The 15441-nt window shown below is 64.3% G+C and carries 12 protein-coding genes; 3 read left to right on the top strand and 9 right to left on the bottom strand.

Annotated features, from left to right (window positions below; genetic code table 11):
* The first annotated feature begins 24 nt into the window (after window positions 1–24).
* Both recO and pdxJ read left to right on the top strand, forming a co-directional pair.
* Window positions 25–708, top strand: a complete 684-nt coding sequence (gene recO / locus ACNQPL_RS12065; RefSeq protein WP_416466845.1) for a DNA repair protein RecO — start codon at window positions 25–27, stop codon at window positions 706–708.
* Window positions 709–768: 60 nt separating this feature from the next.
* Entirely contained in the window at window positions 769–1491 is a 723-nt protein-coding gene (gene pdxJ / locus ACNQPL_RS12070) for a pyridoxine 5'-phosphate synthase (protein WP_387525869.1), read from the top strand.
* A gap of 114 nt (window positions 1492–1605) precedes the next feature.
* Here pdxJ and ACNQPL_RS12075 read toward each other — a convergent pair whose 3' ends face one another.
* Both ACNQPL_RS12075 and ACNQPL_RS12080 read right to left on the bottom strand, forming a co-directional pair.
* The gene (locus ACNQPL_RS12075; protein WP_416466846.1) at window positions 1606–2988 is read right to left on the bottom strand and encodes a heavy metal sensor histidine kinase; all 1383 of its coding nucleotides are present in this window, start codon (window positions 2986–2988) and stop codon (window positions 1606–1608) included.
* Entirely contained in the window at window positions 2985–3659 is a 675-nt protein-coding gene (locus ACNQPL_RS12080; protein ID WP_346614467.1) for a heavy metal response regulator transcription factor, read from the bottom strand. The genes ACNQPL_RS12075 and ACNQPL_RS12080 overlap by 4 nt, the downstream gene beginning before the upstream one ends.
* A 231-nt stretch (window positions 3660–3890) precedes the next feature.
* On the opposite strand from ACNQPL_RS12080, the gene ACNQPL_RS12085 reads away from it, so the two are divergent.
* Window positions 3891–4094, top strand: coding sequence for a hypothetical protein (locus tag ACNQPL_RS12085; protein WP_416466847.1), 204 nt, complete (start codon window positions 3891–3893; stop codon window positions 4092–4094).
* Window positions 4095–4163: 69 nt separating this feature from the next.
* Here the strand turns inward: ACNQPL_RS12085 and cmoB are convergent, their stop codons facing one another.
* From cmoB to ACNQPL_RS12120, 7 genes are all read right to left on the bottom strand, one after another.
* The gene (cmoB, locus tag ACNQPL_RS12090; RefSeq protein ID WP_416466848.1) at window positions 4164–5120 is read right to left on the bottom strand and encodes a tRNA 5-methoxyuridine(34)/uridine 5-oxyacetic acid(34) synthase CmoB; all 957 of its coding nucleotides are present in this window, start codon (window positions 5118–5120) and stop codon (window positions 4164–4166) included.
* Window positions 5117–5860 (bottom strand): carboxy-S-adenosyl-L-methionine synthase CmoA, encoded by a 744-nt coding sequence (gene cmoA / locus ACNQPL_RS12095; protein WP_346614464.1) that lies wholly within the window; start codon window positions 5858–5860, stop codon window positions 5117–5119. Before cmoA ends, cmoB begins: the two co-directional genes overlap by 4 nt.
* An 89-nt stretch (window positions 5861–5949) precedes the next feature.
* Complete coding sequence (locus tag ACNQPL_RS12100) at window positions 5950–6342, bottom strand: protease inhibitor I42 family protein (protein ID WP_416466849.1); 393 nt, start codon at window positions 6340–6342, stop codon at window positions 5950–5952.
* A gap of 170 nt (window positions 6343–6512) precedes the next feature.
* The gene (lon, locus tag ACNQPL_RS12105) at window positions 6513–8939 is read right to left on the bottom strand and encodes an endopeptidase La (protein ID WP_346614462.1); all 2427 of its coding nucleotides are present in this window, start codon (window positions 8937–8939) and stop codon (window positions 6513–6515) included.
* A gap of 228 nt (window positions 8940–9167) precedes the next feature.
* Window positions 9168–11579 (bottom strand): glucose/quinate/shikimate family membrane-bound PQQ-dependent dehydrogenase, encoded by a 2412-nt coding sequence (locus ACNQPL_RS12110; protein WP_346614461.1) that lies wholly within the window; start codon window positions 11577–11579, stop codon window positions 9168–9170.
* Window positions 11580–11607: 28 nt separating this feature from the next.
* Window positions 11608–12945 (bottom strand): carbohydrate porin, encoded by a 1338-nt coding sequence (locus ACNQPL_RS12115; RefSeq protein ID WP_416466850.1) that lies wholly within the window; start codon window positions 12943–12945, stop codon window positions 11608–11610.
* 293 nt (window positions 12946–13238) lie between these two features.
* Window positions 13239–15284 (bottom strand): TonB-dependent receptor, encoded by a 2046-nt coding sequence (locus tag ACNQPL_RS12120; protein WP_416466851.1) that lies wholly within the window; start codon window positions 15282–15284, stop codon window positions 13239–13241.
* Window positions 15285–15441: the final 157 nt, after the last annotated feature.

Here is a 15441-nt window from a genome sequence, read left to right on the forward strand (position 1 = left end):
GGCTTCTGCTTTCAGGCCAATCCCATGGAACGACCTGTCGGCCAGCCGGCCTACGTGCTGCACAGCCGTGCCTACAAGGAGACCAGCGCACTGGTGGACTTCTTCACGCCGCAGGGCCGCCTGCGCGCGGTGTTGCGCCGTGCACGGGGCAAGGGTGGCAGCCTGGTGCGGCCGTTCGTGCCGCTGGAAGTGGAACTGCGCGGGCGTGGCGAGCTGAAGAACGTCGGGCGCCTGGACAGCGTCGGTATTGCCGCCTGGTTGCATGGTGATGCGCTGTTCAGCGGGCTGTACCTGAACGAATTGTTGATGCGCCTGCTGCCTGCCGAAGCACCCCAACCCGAATTGTTCGAGCATTACGCCCTGACCCTGCAGGCGCTGGCGGCCGGGCGTGCGCTCGAGCCGCTGTTGCGCTCTTTCGAATGGCGCCTGCTGGAAGATCTGGGCTACGCCTTCGCCCTGGACCATGACGTCAATGACGCGCCCATAGAAGCCGAAGGCCTGTACCGCCTGCGGGTCGATGCCGGCCTGGAACGCGTGTACTTGCTACAGCCGGGCCTGTTCAACGGCGTCGAGCTGTTGGCCCTGGCCCAGGCCGACTGGGAGGCCCCCGGCGCCTTGCTCGCGGCCAAGCGCCTGATGCGCCAGGCACTGGCCGTGCACCTGGGGCCAAAACCACTGGTCAGCCGGGAACTGTTTCGCAAGCGCTGAGCACATCGTATGCTGTGGGGCTAAATCTTCAGGAGAGCTTTCGTGACTCACAGCAACCGCATGCTTCTCGGCGTCAACATCGACCACGTGGCAACTTTGCGCCAGGCCCGCGGCACACGTTACCCGGACCCGGTCAAAGCGGCGCTGGACGCCGAGGAAGCGGGTGCCGACGGCATTACCGTGCACCTGCGCGAAGACCGTCGGCATATCCAGGAGCGCGACGTGCTGGTGCTCAAGGACGTGCTGCAAACGCGCATGAACTTCGAGATGGGCGTCACTGAAGAGATGATGCTGTTCGCCGAAAAGATCCGCCCGGCGCATATCTGCCTGGTACCCGAAACCCGTCAGGAGCTGACCACCGAAGGTGGCCTGGACGTGGCGGGTCAGGAGGCACGGATCAAGGCTGCGGTGGAGCGCCTGGCGCGCACCGGCGCTGAAGTGTCGCTGTTCATCGATGCGGACGAGCGGCAGATCGAAGCCTCGCGCCGCGTGGGTGCACCTGCCATCGAGCTGCACACCGGCCGTTATGCCGACGCTGAAACCCCCACCGACGTGGCTGAAGAGCTCAAGCGTATTGCCGATGGCGTCGCCTTTGGCGTTGGTCAGGGGCTGATCGTCAATGCCGGCCATGGCCTGCACTACCACAACGTGGAGGCAGTGGCGGCGATCAAGGGCATCAATGAACTGAACATCGGCCATGCGCTGGTGGCCCATGCGCTGTTCGTCGGCTTCAAGGCGGCGGTGGCGGAGATGAAGGCACTGATAGTGGCAGCTTCGCGCTGAATTCATGTTGTCAGTACCGGCCCCATCGCCGGCAAGCCGGCTCCCACCCCTTGAGCGCGGCGCGGTACCGGTGGGGGCGGGCTTGCCGGCGATGAGGCCTGAACTGACAACAACCTATTCGGTTTGAAACACCAGCGAAAACCGGGTAGGTCCTGTGGGACTGCTGATCACCTCAACGCGCCCCCCATGCAGCTGCATGATCGACTTCACGATCGCCAGCCCCAGCCCGGTCCCGCCCTCCAGCCGTGAACGCCCCGACCCCGCGCGGTAGAACCGCTCGAACAGCCGCGGTTGATGTTCATCGGCAATCCCCAGCCCCTGGTTGGCCACCCACAGCCAGACCTCTTCGCCATGGCGTTCGATGCCCAGGTTTACTTCATGGTCTTCAGGGCTGTGCCGAATCGCATTGCTCAACAGGTTTGACAGCGCTCGCTGGAACATCAACCTGTCCGACAGCGCGGTGCCCCAACCCTGCAGCCGCAGCGTCAGCCGTTTGTGTTCGGCGCTGAAGGCAAACAGCTCCATCACCTGTTCAGCCTCGTCCGCCAACGCCAGCGGCTTGAGCGCTACTCGCGCCTGCGGCTGGCTGACCTGGGCAAGGAACAACATATCGTTGATGATGCGGTTGAGCCGGGTCAGTTCCTCGACGCTGTCTTCCAGCACTTCGCGGTAGTGTTCGCTGTCCCGCTCGCGGGCCAGGGTTACCTGGGCCTTGCCCATCAAATTGCTCAACGGCGTACGCAGTTCATGGGCGAGGTCATCGGAGAACTGCGACAGCTGGCTTACACCTTGGACCAGGCGGTCGAGCATCACGTTGATGCCGTGGGCCAGCTCGGCGAGCTCCAATGGCAACCCTTTGTCGGGCAGGCGGTGCTGCAGATCGTGCGCGGACACCTGCCCGGCAATTCGCCGGAACTGGCGCAGCGGCTTGAGGCCACGCTGCATCAGCCACCACGCGCCAGCGCCAATCAGCACCAGCAGCAGCGGCAGGGCGAGCAGGGTAGAGCGCAGGTAGGCCTGCAGCAGGTCGCTGTCGTCGGCACGGTCGAGTGTCATCATCACCCGCACCGGCGTGTCGTCGCGCAGGCGCATCAGGCGGGTCGCGGTCAGCAGCTGCTTGCCGGTGCTGTCGCGCCATTCGTGGTAGCTCAAGCGCGCCTCGGCGTGCAGCTCGCCCACCCGTGCTTCCAGCGCCGGGCCCAGGCTGAGCAGGTGCGGGTGGCGGCCATCGAGTGCCCGCACGGTGAGGCTGAGGTTGTCATGGCCCATCACCAGGTCGAGCAGCGGGTGAGCGCGAGTGCCGAGGTCTTCGCTGCGCAGGTCGACCCGCAGGTTGTGCTCCACCTGCAGCATCTTGCGGGCCAGGTCCTTGCGCGCGCGGCTGTCCAGTTCATGGTCGAGGGCAAAGACCGCCAGGCACGCCAGCAGCAGAACGAGCGCAGCGCCCATCAGGGTCACGCTCAGGCCAAGGCGCAGGGACAGGCTGGCCTGCTTCACGCGCGCGCTTCCAGCACGTAGCCAACGCCGCGCAGGGTGTGGATCAGCTTGTCTTCGAACGGGTCGTCGATCTTCGCCCGCAGGCGGCGGATCGACACCTCGACCACGTTGGTGTCGCAGTCGAAATTCATGTCCCACACCAGCGAAATGATCTGGGTACGCGACAGCACCTCACCGCTCTGGCGCATCAACAGGTGCAGCAGGGCGAACTCCTTGGCCGTCAGGTCGATGCGTTGCCCGGCGCGGTAGGCGCGGTGGCGGCCTGGGTCGAGTTCCAGGTCGGCAACGCGCAGGGTGCTGGGCTGCAGTTGCTGATCGTTACGGCGTAGCAGGCTGCGGATGCGCGCCAGCAGTTCGGGAAACTCGAACGGCTTGAGCAGGTAGTCGTCGGCACCCAGGTCCAGCCCTTTGACCCGATCGGCCAGGCGGCCGTGGGCGGTGAGCATCATGATGCGCGTGGCCGATTCGGCGCGCAGGCGCTGCAGCACGGTCCAGCCATCGAGTTCGGGCAGGTTGACGTCGAGAATGACCAGGTCGTAGGGCTGTTGACGTGCCAGGTGCAGGCCGTCGATGCCGGTGTGGGCGCAGTCAACCACATAGCCGTTTTCGCGCAGGCCTTGCTGCAGGTAGTCGGCGGTACGCAGTTCGTCCTCGATGATCAATAGGCGCATGGCGGGCTCAGGGTGGTGAAAGGGGAGCGATTCTTCACCCTGTAGCAGGATCAGGGTCAAGCGGCAGGATGTTACGGCATGAGAACGGCCGAGTGACGCAGATAACAGATTTGTAACCCGGGTGTTATCTGGCTGTTGCACATTGCAGGACTGTAATACCCGCCTCACCTTGCCGTTACCTGGGCCTCGCTAGCATGAGCCCATCTGATCGGTTATCACGAGGCAACCACGATGCACCTGAGCAAATACCTGCTGCTGGCAATCCTCGCCCTGGGCAGCGCCTGCGCCTACGCCGAAGGCGGCGCCGAACGCTCCCGCCAGTTCTGGCAAGCCTTCCGCGAAGACCAGCAACGCCTGCACGGCGACAAGCAGCAGGCAGTGGCCGAGCGCGAGCGCAAGGCGCAGGAAAAAGCCCGCGAGGTAGCGAAGGACTAGTACGGCACCACCTGTGCCGCGTCTGCTCCTCGGCACAGGTGTATTCAGGCGCCCGGATGGGCGCCTTTTTTATTTGCGCGCCACCAGTGTGGCGCGGCGCGGGGCCGGGAGGCCTTCGATGGTTTTGCTGTGGTCGTTCGGGTCGAGGAAATCGCCCAGCGACTGGTAGCGCATCCATTCGGTGCTGCGCTGCTCCTCGACGCTGGTCACGCTGACATCCACGCAGCGCACATCGCTGAAGCCGGCGCGCCGCAACCAGCGCTCCAGCGCAGGCACCGAAGGCAGGAACCAGACGTTGCGCATCTGCGCATAACGGTCTTCGGGCACCAGCACCTGCTGCTCGTCACCTTCGATAATCAGGGTTTCCAGCACCAGTTCGCCGCCTTTGACCAGGCAGTCCTTCAGCGCCAGCAAGTGCTCGATGGGCGAGCGACGGTGGTAGAACACGCCCATGGAAAACACCGTGTCGAAGCCTTCGAGGTTGGCCGGCAACTCTTCCAGTGCAAACGGCAGGTGCCAGGCGGGCAGGTCGGGCAGGTATTGCTGCACGGCCTGGAACTGGCAGAAGAACAGCCAGTTGGGGTCGACGCCGATGACCATGTCGGCGCCGGCACCGAGCATGCGCCACTGGTAGTAGCCGTTGCCGCAGCCGACATCGAGCACGCGTTTGCCCCTGAGGTCCAGGTGCGGGCCGACACGCGACCACTTCCAGTCCGAGCGCCACTCGGTGTCCACATGCACGCCGAACAGGTCGAACGGCCCTTTGCGCCAGGGCGACAGGCCCATCAGGGCTTCACGCATCTGCATGCGCGTGGCGTCGTCACAGTCGCAATCCAGGCGCAGGCCGTTGACCAGGTCGATTTCGCTTGGCTTTACGGCCGGCAGGGCATCCAGGGCACCGCGCCAGCGGTCGAGGTCGCCGTGGCCTTTTTCCAGTTTGGCTTGCAGTTGTGCTTGCAGGCCTTGCGACCAGCAAGCCAGTGGCGTGCCCGCCAGGCGGCGGACGAGGGGGGACAGATCGATCATGGCAGGGCTATCAGCGAGGCGAAGTTAAGGCATTGGAACCACGGCACCACCTTGCTGAAGCCCGCAGCGCGCAGGCGCTCGGTATGGGCTTGCAGGGTATCGGGCCTCATCACGTTCTCGATGGCGCTGCGCTTCTGGGCAATTTCCAGTTCGCTGTAGCCATTGGCCCGTTTGAAGTCCAGGTGCAGGTCGTTGAGCAGCGTCTGCTCCTCGTCATCGGCAAAACGCAGTTTCTCCGAGAGGATCAGCGCACCGCCGGGCAGCAGGGCCTGGCGGATACCGGCGAGCAGCGCCAGGCGTTGCTCGGGGGCGATGAACTGCAGGGTGAAGTTCATCGCCACCACCGAGGCGGGCTCGAAGGGCAGGGCGAGGATGTCCGCTTCCAGCACCTGCACCGGCAGCAGCTCCTGGAACATCGAGTCCTGGGCGGTGAGGTATTGGCGGCAGCGTTCGACCATGGCCGCCGAGTTGTCCACGGCAATCACTCGGCAGCCTTCGCTGCGCACATGGCGGCGCAACGATTGGGTGACGGCGCCCAGCGACGCGCCAAGGTCATACAAGGCGGTGTTCGGCTGGGCGAAGCGCGCCGCGAGCACGCCGAGGTTCTCGACGATGGTCGGGTAACCGGGCACCGAGCGCTTGATCATGTCCGGGAACACGCGCACCACGTCTTCGTTGAACACGAAGTCGGGGACTTGCTCCAAAGGCTGGGCGAAAAGGCGGTCGGGCTGTTTGCTCACGGTGAATCCAGGCGGCTGACAAGAGGCAGGGCCGGCATTCTAGCCAAACCGCGACAAGGATGCATGGTTGGCTGACCAGCGCTGTGCGATCAGTAGACCTGCACGGCGCAATCGAAGGTCTGCACCGGGCGAACTTCCGGGGCCCAGGGCTGCTGGTAGACCAGCACCAGGTGACCCTCACCGGCGGCACGGGCTTCGAAGCGCCAGGTGGAGATACCCGCGCTGCCGACGATCCCTGCGTCCTCAGGGGCGCTGTACACCTCGGGGCCAAGGCTGCGCAAAACGTTCGAGGCCGGGTTCTGCACCAGCCAGCGGTAGCCGGTTGTGGGGTTGCTGGGCAGGGTCAGCGTCAGGCTCTGGCCTACCTGCAGGCGCTGTGGGCATTCGCTTTCGGCATCGAGTTCTACCGGCTGCCTGGGTGGATGGGCGCAGGCGGTCAGCAGGGCAAGGCTCAGGGGAACGAGCAGACGAGCAGTAGTCATGGTGGCTCCGAAGGCTGTCGATGGCCTGAGGATAACCGAAGCAGGTGCGGTTTTGTGCTGGCACTTCTGGCCTCATCGCCGGCAAGCCGGCTCCCACAGGTACCGCGCCACGCTCAAGGGCAGCGCTGTACCTGTGGGTGCCGGCTTGCCGGCGATAAGGCCAGTGCAGGTTAGAACAATATTTTCGCCACGTCGGCAAAGCGCTTGGCGAAGTGGACGGTCAGGCCTTCACGCAGGTACTCCGGCAATTCTTCGAAGTCACCACGGTTTGGCTCCGGCAGGATCAGCTCGAAGATTTTCTGACGCCGCGCCGCGATCACCTTCTCGCGCACGCCGCCAATCGGCAGCACCTGGCCGGTGAGGGTCAACTCGCCGGTCATCGCTACGCCTTTTTTCGGCGCCTGGTCGCGGGCCAGCGACAGCAGTGCGCTGGCCATGGTGATACCCGCACTCGGGCCATCCTTGGGGGTAGCGCCTTCAGGTACATGCAGGTGAATGAACGCCTCGTTGAAGAAGCTCGGGTCACCGCCAAACTGCTTGAGGTTGGAGCTGACATAGCTGTAGGCGATTTCGGCAGATTCCTTCATCACGTCACCCAGCTTGCCGGTGAGTTTGAAGCCGCGGTTCAGCGTATGGATGCGGGTTGCCTCGATCGGCAGGGTCGCGCCACCCATGCTGGTCCAGGCAAGGCCGGTAATCACGCCTTTGCCAGCCAGCACCTGCTCACTGCGGAACACTGGCATGCCGAGCGCGGCCTCCAGGTCCTTGGTGCCGATCTTGAGCTTGGCATCCGGGTCTTCCAGCAGCCTGACCACAGCCTTGCGCACGAGCTTGCCGAGCTGTTTTTCCAGCTGGCGCACGCCGGCTTCGCGGGCGTAACCCTCGATCACCAGGCGCAGGGCACTGTCGCTGATGCTCAGGCTGTTTTTCGACACGCCGGCCTTTGCCAGCTGCTTGGGCCATAGGTGGCGCTTGGCGATGGCCAGCTTTTCTTCAGTGATGTAGCCAGACAGGCGGATCACTTCCATGCGGTCGAGCAGCGGGCCGGGGATCGAGTCCAGAGTGTTGGCGGTGCACACGAACAGCACCTTGGACAGGTCCAGGCGCAGGTCCAGGTAGTGGTCGAGGAAATCGACGTTCTGCTCGGGGTCGAGGGTTTCCAGCAGGGCCGAGGCTGGGTCGCCCTGGTAGCTCTGGCCCATCTTGTCGATCTCGTCGAGCATGATCACCGGGTTCATCACCTCGACGTCCTTCAGCGCCTGCACCAGCTTGCCCGGCTGGGCGCCGATGTAGGTGCGGCGGTGGCCCTTGATCTCGGCTTCATCGCGCATGCCACCGACGCTGAAGCGATAGAACGGGCGGCCGAGCGATTCGGCGATAGACTTGCCGATGCTGGTCTTGCCCACGCCGGGCGGGCCCACCAGCAGCACGATCGAGCCGCTGATCTCGCCCTTCCAGGCGCCAACGGCAAGAAACTCGAGAATACGTTCCTTGATGTCATCCAGGCCGGCGTGGTGCTGGTCGAGCACCTTGCGCGCATGCTTGAGGTCAAGTTTGTCCTTGCCATACACGCCCCAGGGCAGGGCGCTGGCCCACTCCAGGTAGTTGCGGGTGACGGCGTATTCGGGGGAGCCGGTTTCCAGGATGGCCAGCTTGGCCATTTCTTCGTCGATACGCTTCCTGGCCTGCTCCGGCAGCGTCTTGCCTTGCAGGCGCTGCTCGAACTGCTCCAGGTCGGCGCTGCGGTCGTCCTTGGTCAGGCCCAGCTCCTGCTGGATGACCTTGAGCTGTTCCTTGAGGAAGAACTCACGCTGGTGCTCGCCGATCTGCCGGTTGACCTCTGCGGAGATCTCGTTCTGCAGGCGTGCGACCTCGACTTCCTTGCGCAGCATCGGCAAGACCTTCTCCATGCGCTTGAGCATGGGCACGCAGTCGAGCACTTCCTGCAGCTGGTTGCCGGTGGCCGAGGTGAGCGCTGCGGCAAAGTCGGTGAGCGGCGACGGGTCATTGGGGCTGAAGCGGTTGAGGTAGTTCTTCAACTCTTCGCTGTACAGCGGGTTGAGCGGCAGCAGTTCCTTGATCGCATTGATCAGGGCCATGCCGTAGGCCTTGACCTCGTCGGTCGGCTCGCTTGGCTGGCGCGGGTATTCGACCTCGACCAGGTAGGGCGGGCGATGGTGCTTGAGCCAGGTGCGGATGCGCACCCGGGTGAGGCCCTGGGCGACGAACTGCAGTTTGCCGTTTTCACGGCTGGCATGGTGCACTTTGACCAGGGTGCCGTACTCCGGCAAAGCCGAAGTGTCGAAATGGCGGTGGTCTTCTGGCGGGGTGTCCATGAAGAACAGGGCCAGGCAGTGGTCCTGTGACTTGGCAACCAGGTCGAGGGTTTCGGCCCAGGGTTCTTCGTTGACGATAACCGGCAGCACTTGGGCCGGGAAGAACGGGCGGTTGTGGATCGGGATCACATGCACCTTGTCCGGCAAACGTTGGCCGGGCAGGGCGAGGGCGTGGCCATGGCCGGTTTCGGCCTGGGCATCGAGGTGTTCGATTTCGCTGTGTTCGTCAGGTTGTTCCGGGAAATCCTGCTGGTCGCTCATGGTGCACCTGCGTGAATGACTATGGTGCTTAGATGGGGCGCGGGGGGATGGGTTTCAATGGTAGACGAAGGGAGGAGGGGAGGGGTTTCATCTTCGCGGGCCTGCGCCGGCCTCATCGCCGGCAAGCCGGCTCCCACAAGTACGGCGCAGCGCTTGAATACAGCGCCGTACCTGTGGGAGCCGGCTTGCCGGCGAATGCGGCGGTAAGGTCACCGCCGCAGTTGAGGGTTACTCAGCGAGTTTGTAAGCGATGATGTAATCGCCCATCTTGGTGCCCAGCGAGCCGTGGCCGCCGGCGACGATCAGCACATACTGCTTGCCGTCCTTGCCGGTGTAGGTCATCGGCGTGGCCTGGCCACCCGCTGGCAGGCGGGCTTTCCACAGCTCCTTGCCGTTGTTCACGTCATAGGCGCGCAGGTACTGGTCGAGGGTGCCGCTGAGGAAGCCAACGCCACCGGCGGTGACGATCGAGCCGCCCATGCTAGGCACACCCACCGGCATGCCGATCGGTACCGGGGTGCTGTCGCGGGTAGTGCCGTTCTTGCGCTTCCACACCACCTTGTTGGTGAACAGGTCGATGGCCGCCACATAGCCCCAGGCCGGCGCCTGGCACGGTACGCCCAGCGGCGACATGAACGGGTGCATGATCACCGCGTAAGGTGCGCCGGTGTTCGGCTGCACGCCGCTGGTCTCGCTTTCGCGCTTGCTGCCGGCGGCAACCTGCTCACGCGGGACCATTTTCGACACGAAGGCCATGTAGTTGGGCGAGGTGAACAACAGTTGGCGCACCGGGTCGACCGAGACGCCGCCCCAGTTGAACACGCCAACGTTGCCCGGGTAGATCAGCGAGCCCTGCTCGGACGGCGGGGTGTACTGGCCTTCGTAGCGCAGTTCGCGGAACTGGATACGGCACAGCATCTGGTCGAACGGCGTGGCGCCCCACATGGCCTGTTCGGTCAGGTCCGGGCCGAGCAGGTTGAGATCGGAGCGGGCCTGGGTGGGCGCGGTGTGGTCGCCTTTGACAGCGCCCTGCGGTACCGGGATCTCGCGAACCGGCACGATCGGCGTACCGTCGCGGCGGTCGAGCACGTACAGGCTGCCCTGCTTGGTCGGCACGATGATCGCGGGTTTCACGTCGTCCTTGGTCTTCAGGTGCACCAGGGTCGGCTGGCTGCCAACGTCCATGTCCCACAGGTCGTGGTGAGTGAACTGGTAGTTCCAGCGCGCCTTGCCGGTGGCCAGGTCCAGGGCGACCACGCCGGCGCTGTATTTCTCGGCGCCTGGGGTGCGGTTGGCGCCGTACTGGTCGGGGGTCTGGTTGCCCAGCGGCAGGTAGACCATGCCCAGGTCTTCATCGACGCTGGCCAGCGACCACATGTTGGCCGAGTTGCGGCTGTAGGTCTTGCCCGGGGCCAGTGGCTTGGTGTCGTCCGGGTTGTTGCTGTCCCAGTTCCAGACCAGGCGGCCATCGTGCACGTCATAGGCACGGATCACACCGGATGGCTCGTTGGTCGACTCGTTGTCGGTGACGTGGCCACCGATGATCACCAGGCTGCGGGTCACTGCCACCGGCGAGGTGGAGTAGTAGCCGCCGGCGGTGAACGGGCCGATACCGGTGGTCAGGTCGATCGCGCCCTGGTTGGCGAAGCCTTCGCAGACCTTGCCGTTGTCGGCGTTGATGGCGATCAGGCGGGCATCGGCGGTGGGCAGGTAGAGGCGGCGTGGGCAGGCCTGGGCGACGGCCTGGCCAGCGTCCGAGACTTTCGGCGCGGGGCTGCCATCGCGGCTGACGTAGCTGTTCTCGTCATAGTACGAGACGCCACGGCAGGTCATGTGGGCGAAGCCCTTGAAGGTGCCGACCGGGGTCTTGATCTGCGGGTCGTAGCGCCAGATCTCGGCACCGGTGTCCGGGTCCAGGGCCAGCACCTTGCTGTGGGCGGTGCAGGCGTAGAGCATGCCGTTGGCTTTGAGCGGCGTGTTCTCGTTGGTCAGCTCGACCGGGTCGTTGTCGGTAGGCAGGTCACCGGTGCGGATGCGCCAGGCTTCTTCCAGGCGGTAGGCATTCTGTGCGGTGATCTGGCGCAGCGGCGAATAGCGGTCGCCATGCTCGGTGCGGCCATAGGCCTGCCAGTCGCCGTCAGGCATGGCCGGCGCGGCGCTGCCCATTTCGCTGTTGTCGCGGCCCAGCTCGCCGAACACTTCGCCCGGGTGGGTGAACTGGCTGCCCAGCGCGCAGGCGCCGGAGGCCAGCACCGCGACGCTGAGCACGGCGACGTTGGCCTTGTTGGCCGGGCCAATCAGCGGGCGGCGTGCCCATGGCAGCAGCAGCACCACGCCGATGGCGAACCAGATGGCCAGGCGCGGCACCAGCTGCCACCAGTCCAGGCCGACTTCCAGCAATGCCCATACCGTGCTGCCCAGCAGCACCAGGCCGTACAGGCCCAGGCCCAGGCGGCGCTGGGCCAGCAGCAGGACGCCCGACAGGGCAAAGCCGATACCGGCGACCAGGTAATACAGCGACCCGCCCAGCTGGCTCAGCTTGATGCCGCCCGCCAGCAGGGCCAGGCCCATCAGCAACAGCAGCACGCCCATCAGGCGCGGTAGCCAGCGGCTTCCATTCTTGGCACCGTCAGTGCTCATCGTATGTTCTCCGTTAGGTGAAAGGTTGTCAGAAAGTGCTTTGGATCTTCAGGCCGCCGATCAGGGCGTCGTCAATCTGCGACACCCCGCCCGGGTGGCGGATGTATTGCAGGTTCGGACGCACCGTGAGCCAGTCGGCCAGGTGAATGCCGTAATAGAGTTCAGCGCTGTATTCGGTGTCCTGCACAGGCAGGAAACCTGGGTTGTCATAGTCGTAGACGCCGGCAGCCTGGTTGGCCAGGCGGGCGTTCTTGCGGTAGGCAGGGTTGACGTGCACGCGGGCGAGGGCGAAACCGATGTCGTCCTTGGCGCGGGCGTCGAAGGGGCCCTTGTATACCAGTCCTGCCTGCACATAGTTGTCGATGGCATTGGTCTTCTTGTCGTGCACCGTGGCGTTGGCGAACAGGCTCAGGCCGCGCGACTGGTCGGAGGCCAGCGAAGTGACTTGCTGCTGGGCACCGATCCACAGGCCGTGCTTGCTCGAACTGCTGCGGTAGGCGGCGCCACTGATGGCGGCCGGCTGGCCGTTGCTGTCCTTTAGAACATCCTGTGCCTTGGCATTACTGTAGTAGTACCCGGCGCGATATTCCCCTTTCAGGCCATTCAGCCGTGGGCTCCAGACCAGTTCGACCGGCATCACGGCGCCTTGGGTGCCGCTGCCGCTGAGCTTGAAGCCGTTGCCGGATTCGAGGTTGGAAGGGTTCTGCTCGAACACTCCGACCTGGGCGTAGAGCGCTTCGTTCAGGTTGTAGCGCACGCGCAGGGCCCACTGGCTGACCGGCCAGTTGTACCAGATGCCACCCACCCAGTTGCCCACCTGCGAGCCGCAGAAGGCCAGGTTCTGGAAGTCGCAGGGGAAGCTGTTGAAGTCTTCGCCTTCGCCGAAGCGGCCGAATTTGACGTCCAGTGCGCCATCGAAGTACTTCTGCTTGATCCACATCTGCGTCAGCCGCCAGGTTTCGCCACGGCCCCAGACTTCCTGGGCCGAGGTGAAGCCGCCGACCCGCGGGTCGTTGATGCGGTCGTTGCTGATGTTGTCGCCGTGGCGTTCGGTGATGGTCAGCTGCAGTTCAGTGTCTTGCCAGCCGAGGATCTTCTCCAGGTCCAGGTGGCTACCGAACGTGAACTGGTCGCTGTAGCGCGCGGTGCGGTCGTGGTCGTAGCCGCCGTGCAGGTTGCTGCCCATCTCGCCGGTGTAGCCAAGGGTGAAGTCGTAGCCTTGTTCGAGCAGCTCGCTGCGCGTGCCGCCCCAGTCCCCAAGCATCCACGGGGAGTCGCTGGCGAACATTTCGCTGGCGCTGACGCTGGGCGACAGGCTGGCGGCGAGGGCGAGAAAAACTGGGCCGATGTAGCGGTTGTCAGGCATGAGATAGCGCTATCTTTTGATTATTTAAAAAATGGCAAGCGCACCGATGAGCGGGCTCTTCGATGGATATGGCGACAGATCAGGAAGTGAAGCGATTCAGCTTGCGGCGGGGAGGATATAGGGGAAGTTGTAAGAAAAAAAGACAAATTGTCGCAGTTGATTGTTGCTGGTTTGGTAACAGTAATGATTTGGGGGCTGCTTTGCAGCCCATCGCCGGCAAGCCGGGCTCCCACAGGTAAAGTGCGGCGAAGATCCTGTGGGAGCGGGCTTGCCCCGCGAAGGCCTCCATGCAATCAGAAGGTTGTACGCAAACCCACCTCCACACTGCGCCCCGGCGCCGGCGCGATATCCCGCAGAATCGAGCTGGCGTAACGCACCGTCTGATCTGTCAGGTTCTCACCGCGCACGAACGCCAGCCACTGGCTCTGCCCGATATCGAAGCGATAACCGACGCTGGCCCCCAGTGTGGTGTAGCCATCGGTGCTGGTTTCATTGGCCGGTTTGCGGTGCTGCGCCGTTGCATGCTGCACATCCACCCGTGCCTGCCACCGGTCCAGTTCCCAGACCAGGCCGCTGTTCAGGCGCAGCGGTGCAATGCGTGGCAACGGCTCGCCGCTGTCGAGGTTCTTGGCCCGGGTGTAATCGCCTGACAGCTCCAGCGCAAAGCTGCCGTAGCGGTTCTCGAGCAACTGCCAGCGGTCCTGGGCCTCGATACCATAGAAGCGCGCCCGCACGCCCTGATACCGATACTCCGGGAACCCACCGTCGTCGTGATCGTGGTCATGATCGTCCTCGCCGTGATCGTGATCATGCCCTTCACGCACATTGCCCGTGCCGATCAAGCCGATGTAGTTGCGAAAATGGCTGTAGAACACCCCGACACTGCCCTTGTGGGTGCCGTTGTCGAAGCGCAGGGCAAGGTCGGCGGAGATCGCCTTCTCCTTGTTCAGGCTGGCATCACCGACCTCATAGGCGCCGGTGGCGACGTGGGCGCCATTGGCATACAGCTCGTAGAACGTCGGGGCGCGTTCGGTGTAGCCAAGGTTGGCGGCCAGTGCCCAGACCGGGTCGAGCTGGTACACCGCGCCTGACGACAGGCTGAAGGCGTTGAAGCTGCTGGCGCTGTCCGCGTCGACGAAATTCTCGTTGCCCTTGGCGTCCGGGTCGACGCGAGTATGGTCAAGGCGCGCGCCGAGGCTGAGGTTGAGGCGCTCGGTGGCCTGCCATTGCTCGAGCATGAACAACGCCAGGCTGTCGGTATCGGTGTGCGGCACGAAGGCTTCTTCACCCAGCGCCGAGAACTCGTTGCGGCTGACCTGCGCACCGATCACCCCTTCAAGCGGGCCGAGCGGTTGGTGACGGGCCTCGATACGTGCCTCGTAGCCCTTGTTCTTGAAGGTGGTGTGCACCTCGCCTTGTTCGATTTCGCTGTGTTCGTAGTCGGTGTAGCCGGCATCGACCTTCACCGAACTGAACGGGCCCTCCAGGTCCCGCAGTTCGGAGGCGAACGCGTAGTGGTCCTGCTTCATGTCCAGGCGCACGCCGGGTTCTGCGACCGAGCCGTAGTTACTGTCGTAACGGCTGTAAGACAAGCCCGCATAGCCGTGATCCCAGTGATAGGAACCACCCATCGCGCCGCCATCCTGGCGCCCGTCGCTGTTCTCCAGGCGGTGCTTGCTACCGGGTTCGTCAGCGTCGCGCACCTTTGAGCTGAGGGCGTAGCCGGGGATGCGCAGGTCGTTGAACTGGCGGCTATTGGCATCCAGGTGCAGGGCGAAGGTGCCGTCGCCCGCTTCCAGCTTGCCGGCGCTGCTGCGGGTGGTGTCGGCGCCGCCGTAACGCAGCTCGCCGGCGCCATGGATGCCGTCGATGGGCGAGTCGGGGATGCGATTGTCGAAGGTGTTGACCACGCCACCGATGGCGTTGCCGCCATACAGCAGGGCGGCCGGGCCCCGGACGATTTCGACGCGCTCGACGGTGACCGGGTCCAGCGGCACCGCGTGGTCGTAGGACAGCGCCGAGGCATCGAGAGCGCCGACACCGTTACGCAGGATGCGGATGCGGTCGCCGTCAAGGCCACGGATCACCGGGCGGCTGGCGCCAGGGCCAAACCAGGTGGAGGCGACACCCGGCTGTTTGTTGAGGGTTTCGCCGAGGCTGCCGTGCTGTTGCTGCAGCAGGTCGTCACCGTCGAGCACCGTGCTCGGGGCGGCTAGCTGGCGGTTGCCCAGCGGATTGGCGGTGATCACCTGGGGTTCGAGTTCCACGGCCTGGCTGGGTGATGAAGCGAGCCAGAGGGCGACGGCGAGGGGTGAGAGGCGTAGGGGAGAGCACAACATGGAAAGTGACGGTCCTTGGCAGATGCTTGTGTGTTGTTACAATATAACATCGCTATTTCAGCACAGAGGTTTCGCCGTTTGCCAGCTGTTTTTGCATTGGCATCTGCTGCATCCCCTTCGCCACTACACTCGTGTAAGGTGCGCATCTTTCCAACGC

The sequence above is a fragment of the Pseudomonas sp. LFS044 genome (assembly GCF_047978245.1).
Lineage (GTDB): Bacteria > Pseudomonadota > Gammaproteobacteria > Pseudomonadales > Pseudomonadaceae > Aquipseudomonas.

Excerpts from the sequence above, each read along its gene's own strand:
- lon (WP_346614462.1), bottom strand. The coding sequence starts at position 8,939 with ATGAGCGACCAGCAGGATTTCCCGGAACAACCTGACGAACACAGCGAA.
- pdxJ (WP_387525869.1), top strand. The coding sequence starts at position 769 with ATGCTTCTCGGCGTCAACATCGACCACGTGGCAACTTTGCGCCAGGCC.
- ACNQPL_RS12115 (WP_416466850.1), bottom strand. The coding sequence starts at position 12,945 with ATGCCTGACAACCGCTACATCGGCCCAGTTTTTCTCGCCCTCGCCGCC.
- cmoB (WP_416466848.1), bottom strand. The coding sequence starts at position 5,120 with ATGATCGATCTGTCCCCCCTCGTCCGCCGCCTGGCGGGCACGCCACTG.
- ACNQPL_RS12110 (WP_346614461.1), bottom strand. The coding sequence starts at position 11,579 with ATGAGCACTGACGGTGCCAAGAATGGAAGCCGCTGGCTACCGCGCCTG.
- ACNQPL_RS12120 (WP_416466851.1), bottom strand. The coding sequence starts at position 15,284 with ATGTTGTGCTCTCCCCTACGCCTCTCACCCCTCGCCGTCGCCCTCTGG.
- ACNQPL_RS12080 (WP_346614467.1), bottom strand. The coding sequence starts at position 3,659 with ATGCGCCTATTGATCATCGAGGACGAACTGCGTACCGCCGACTACCTG.
- ACNQPL_RS12085 (WP_416466847.1), top strand. The coding sequence starts at position 3,891 with ATGCACCTGAGCAAATACCTGCTGCTGGCAATCCTCGCCCTGGGCAGC.
- recO (WP_416466845.1), top strand. The coding sequence starts at position 25 with ATGGAACGACCTGTCGGCCAGCCGGCCTACGTGCTGCACAGCCGTGCC.
- ACNQPL_RS12100 (WP_416466849.1), bottom strand. The coding sequence starts at position 6,342 with ATGACTACTGCTCGTCTGCTCGTTCCCCTGAGCCTTGCCCTGCTGACC.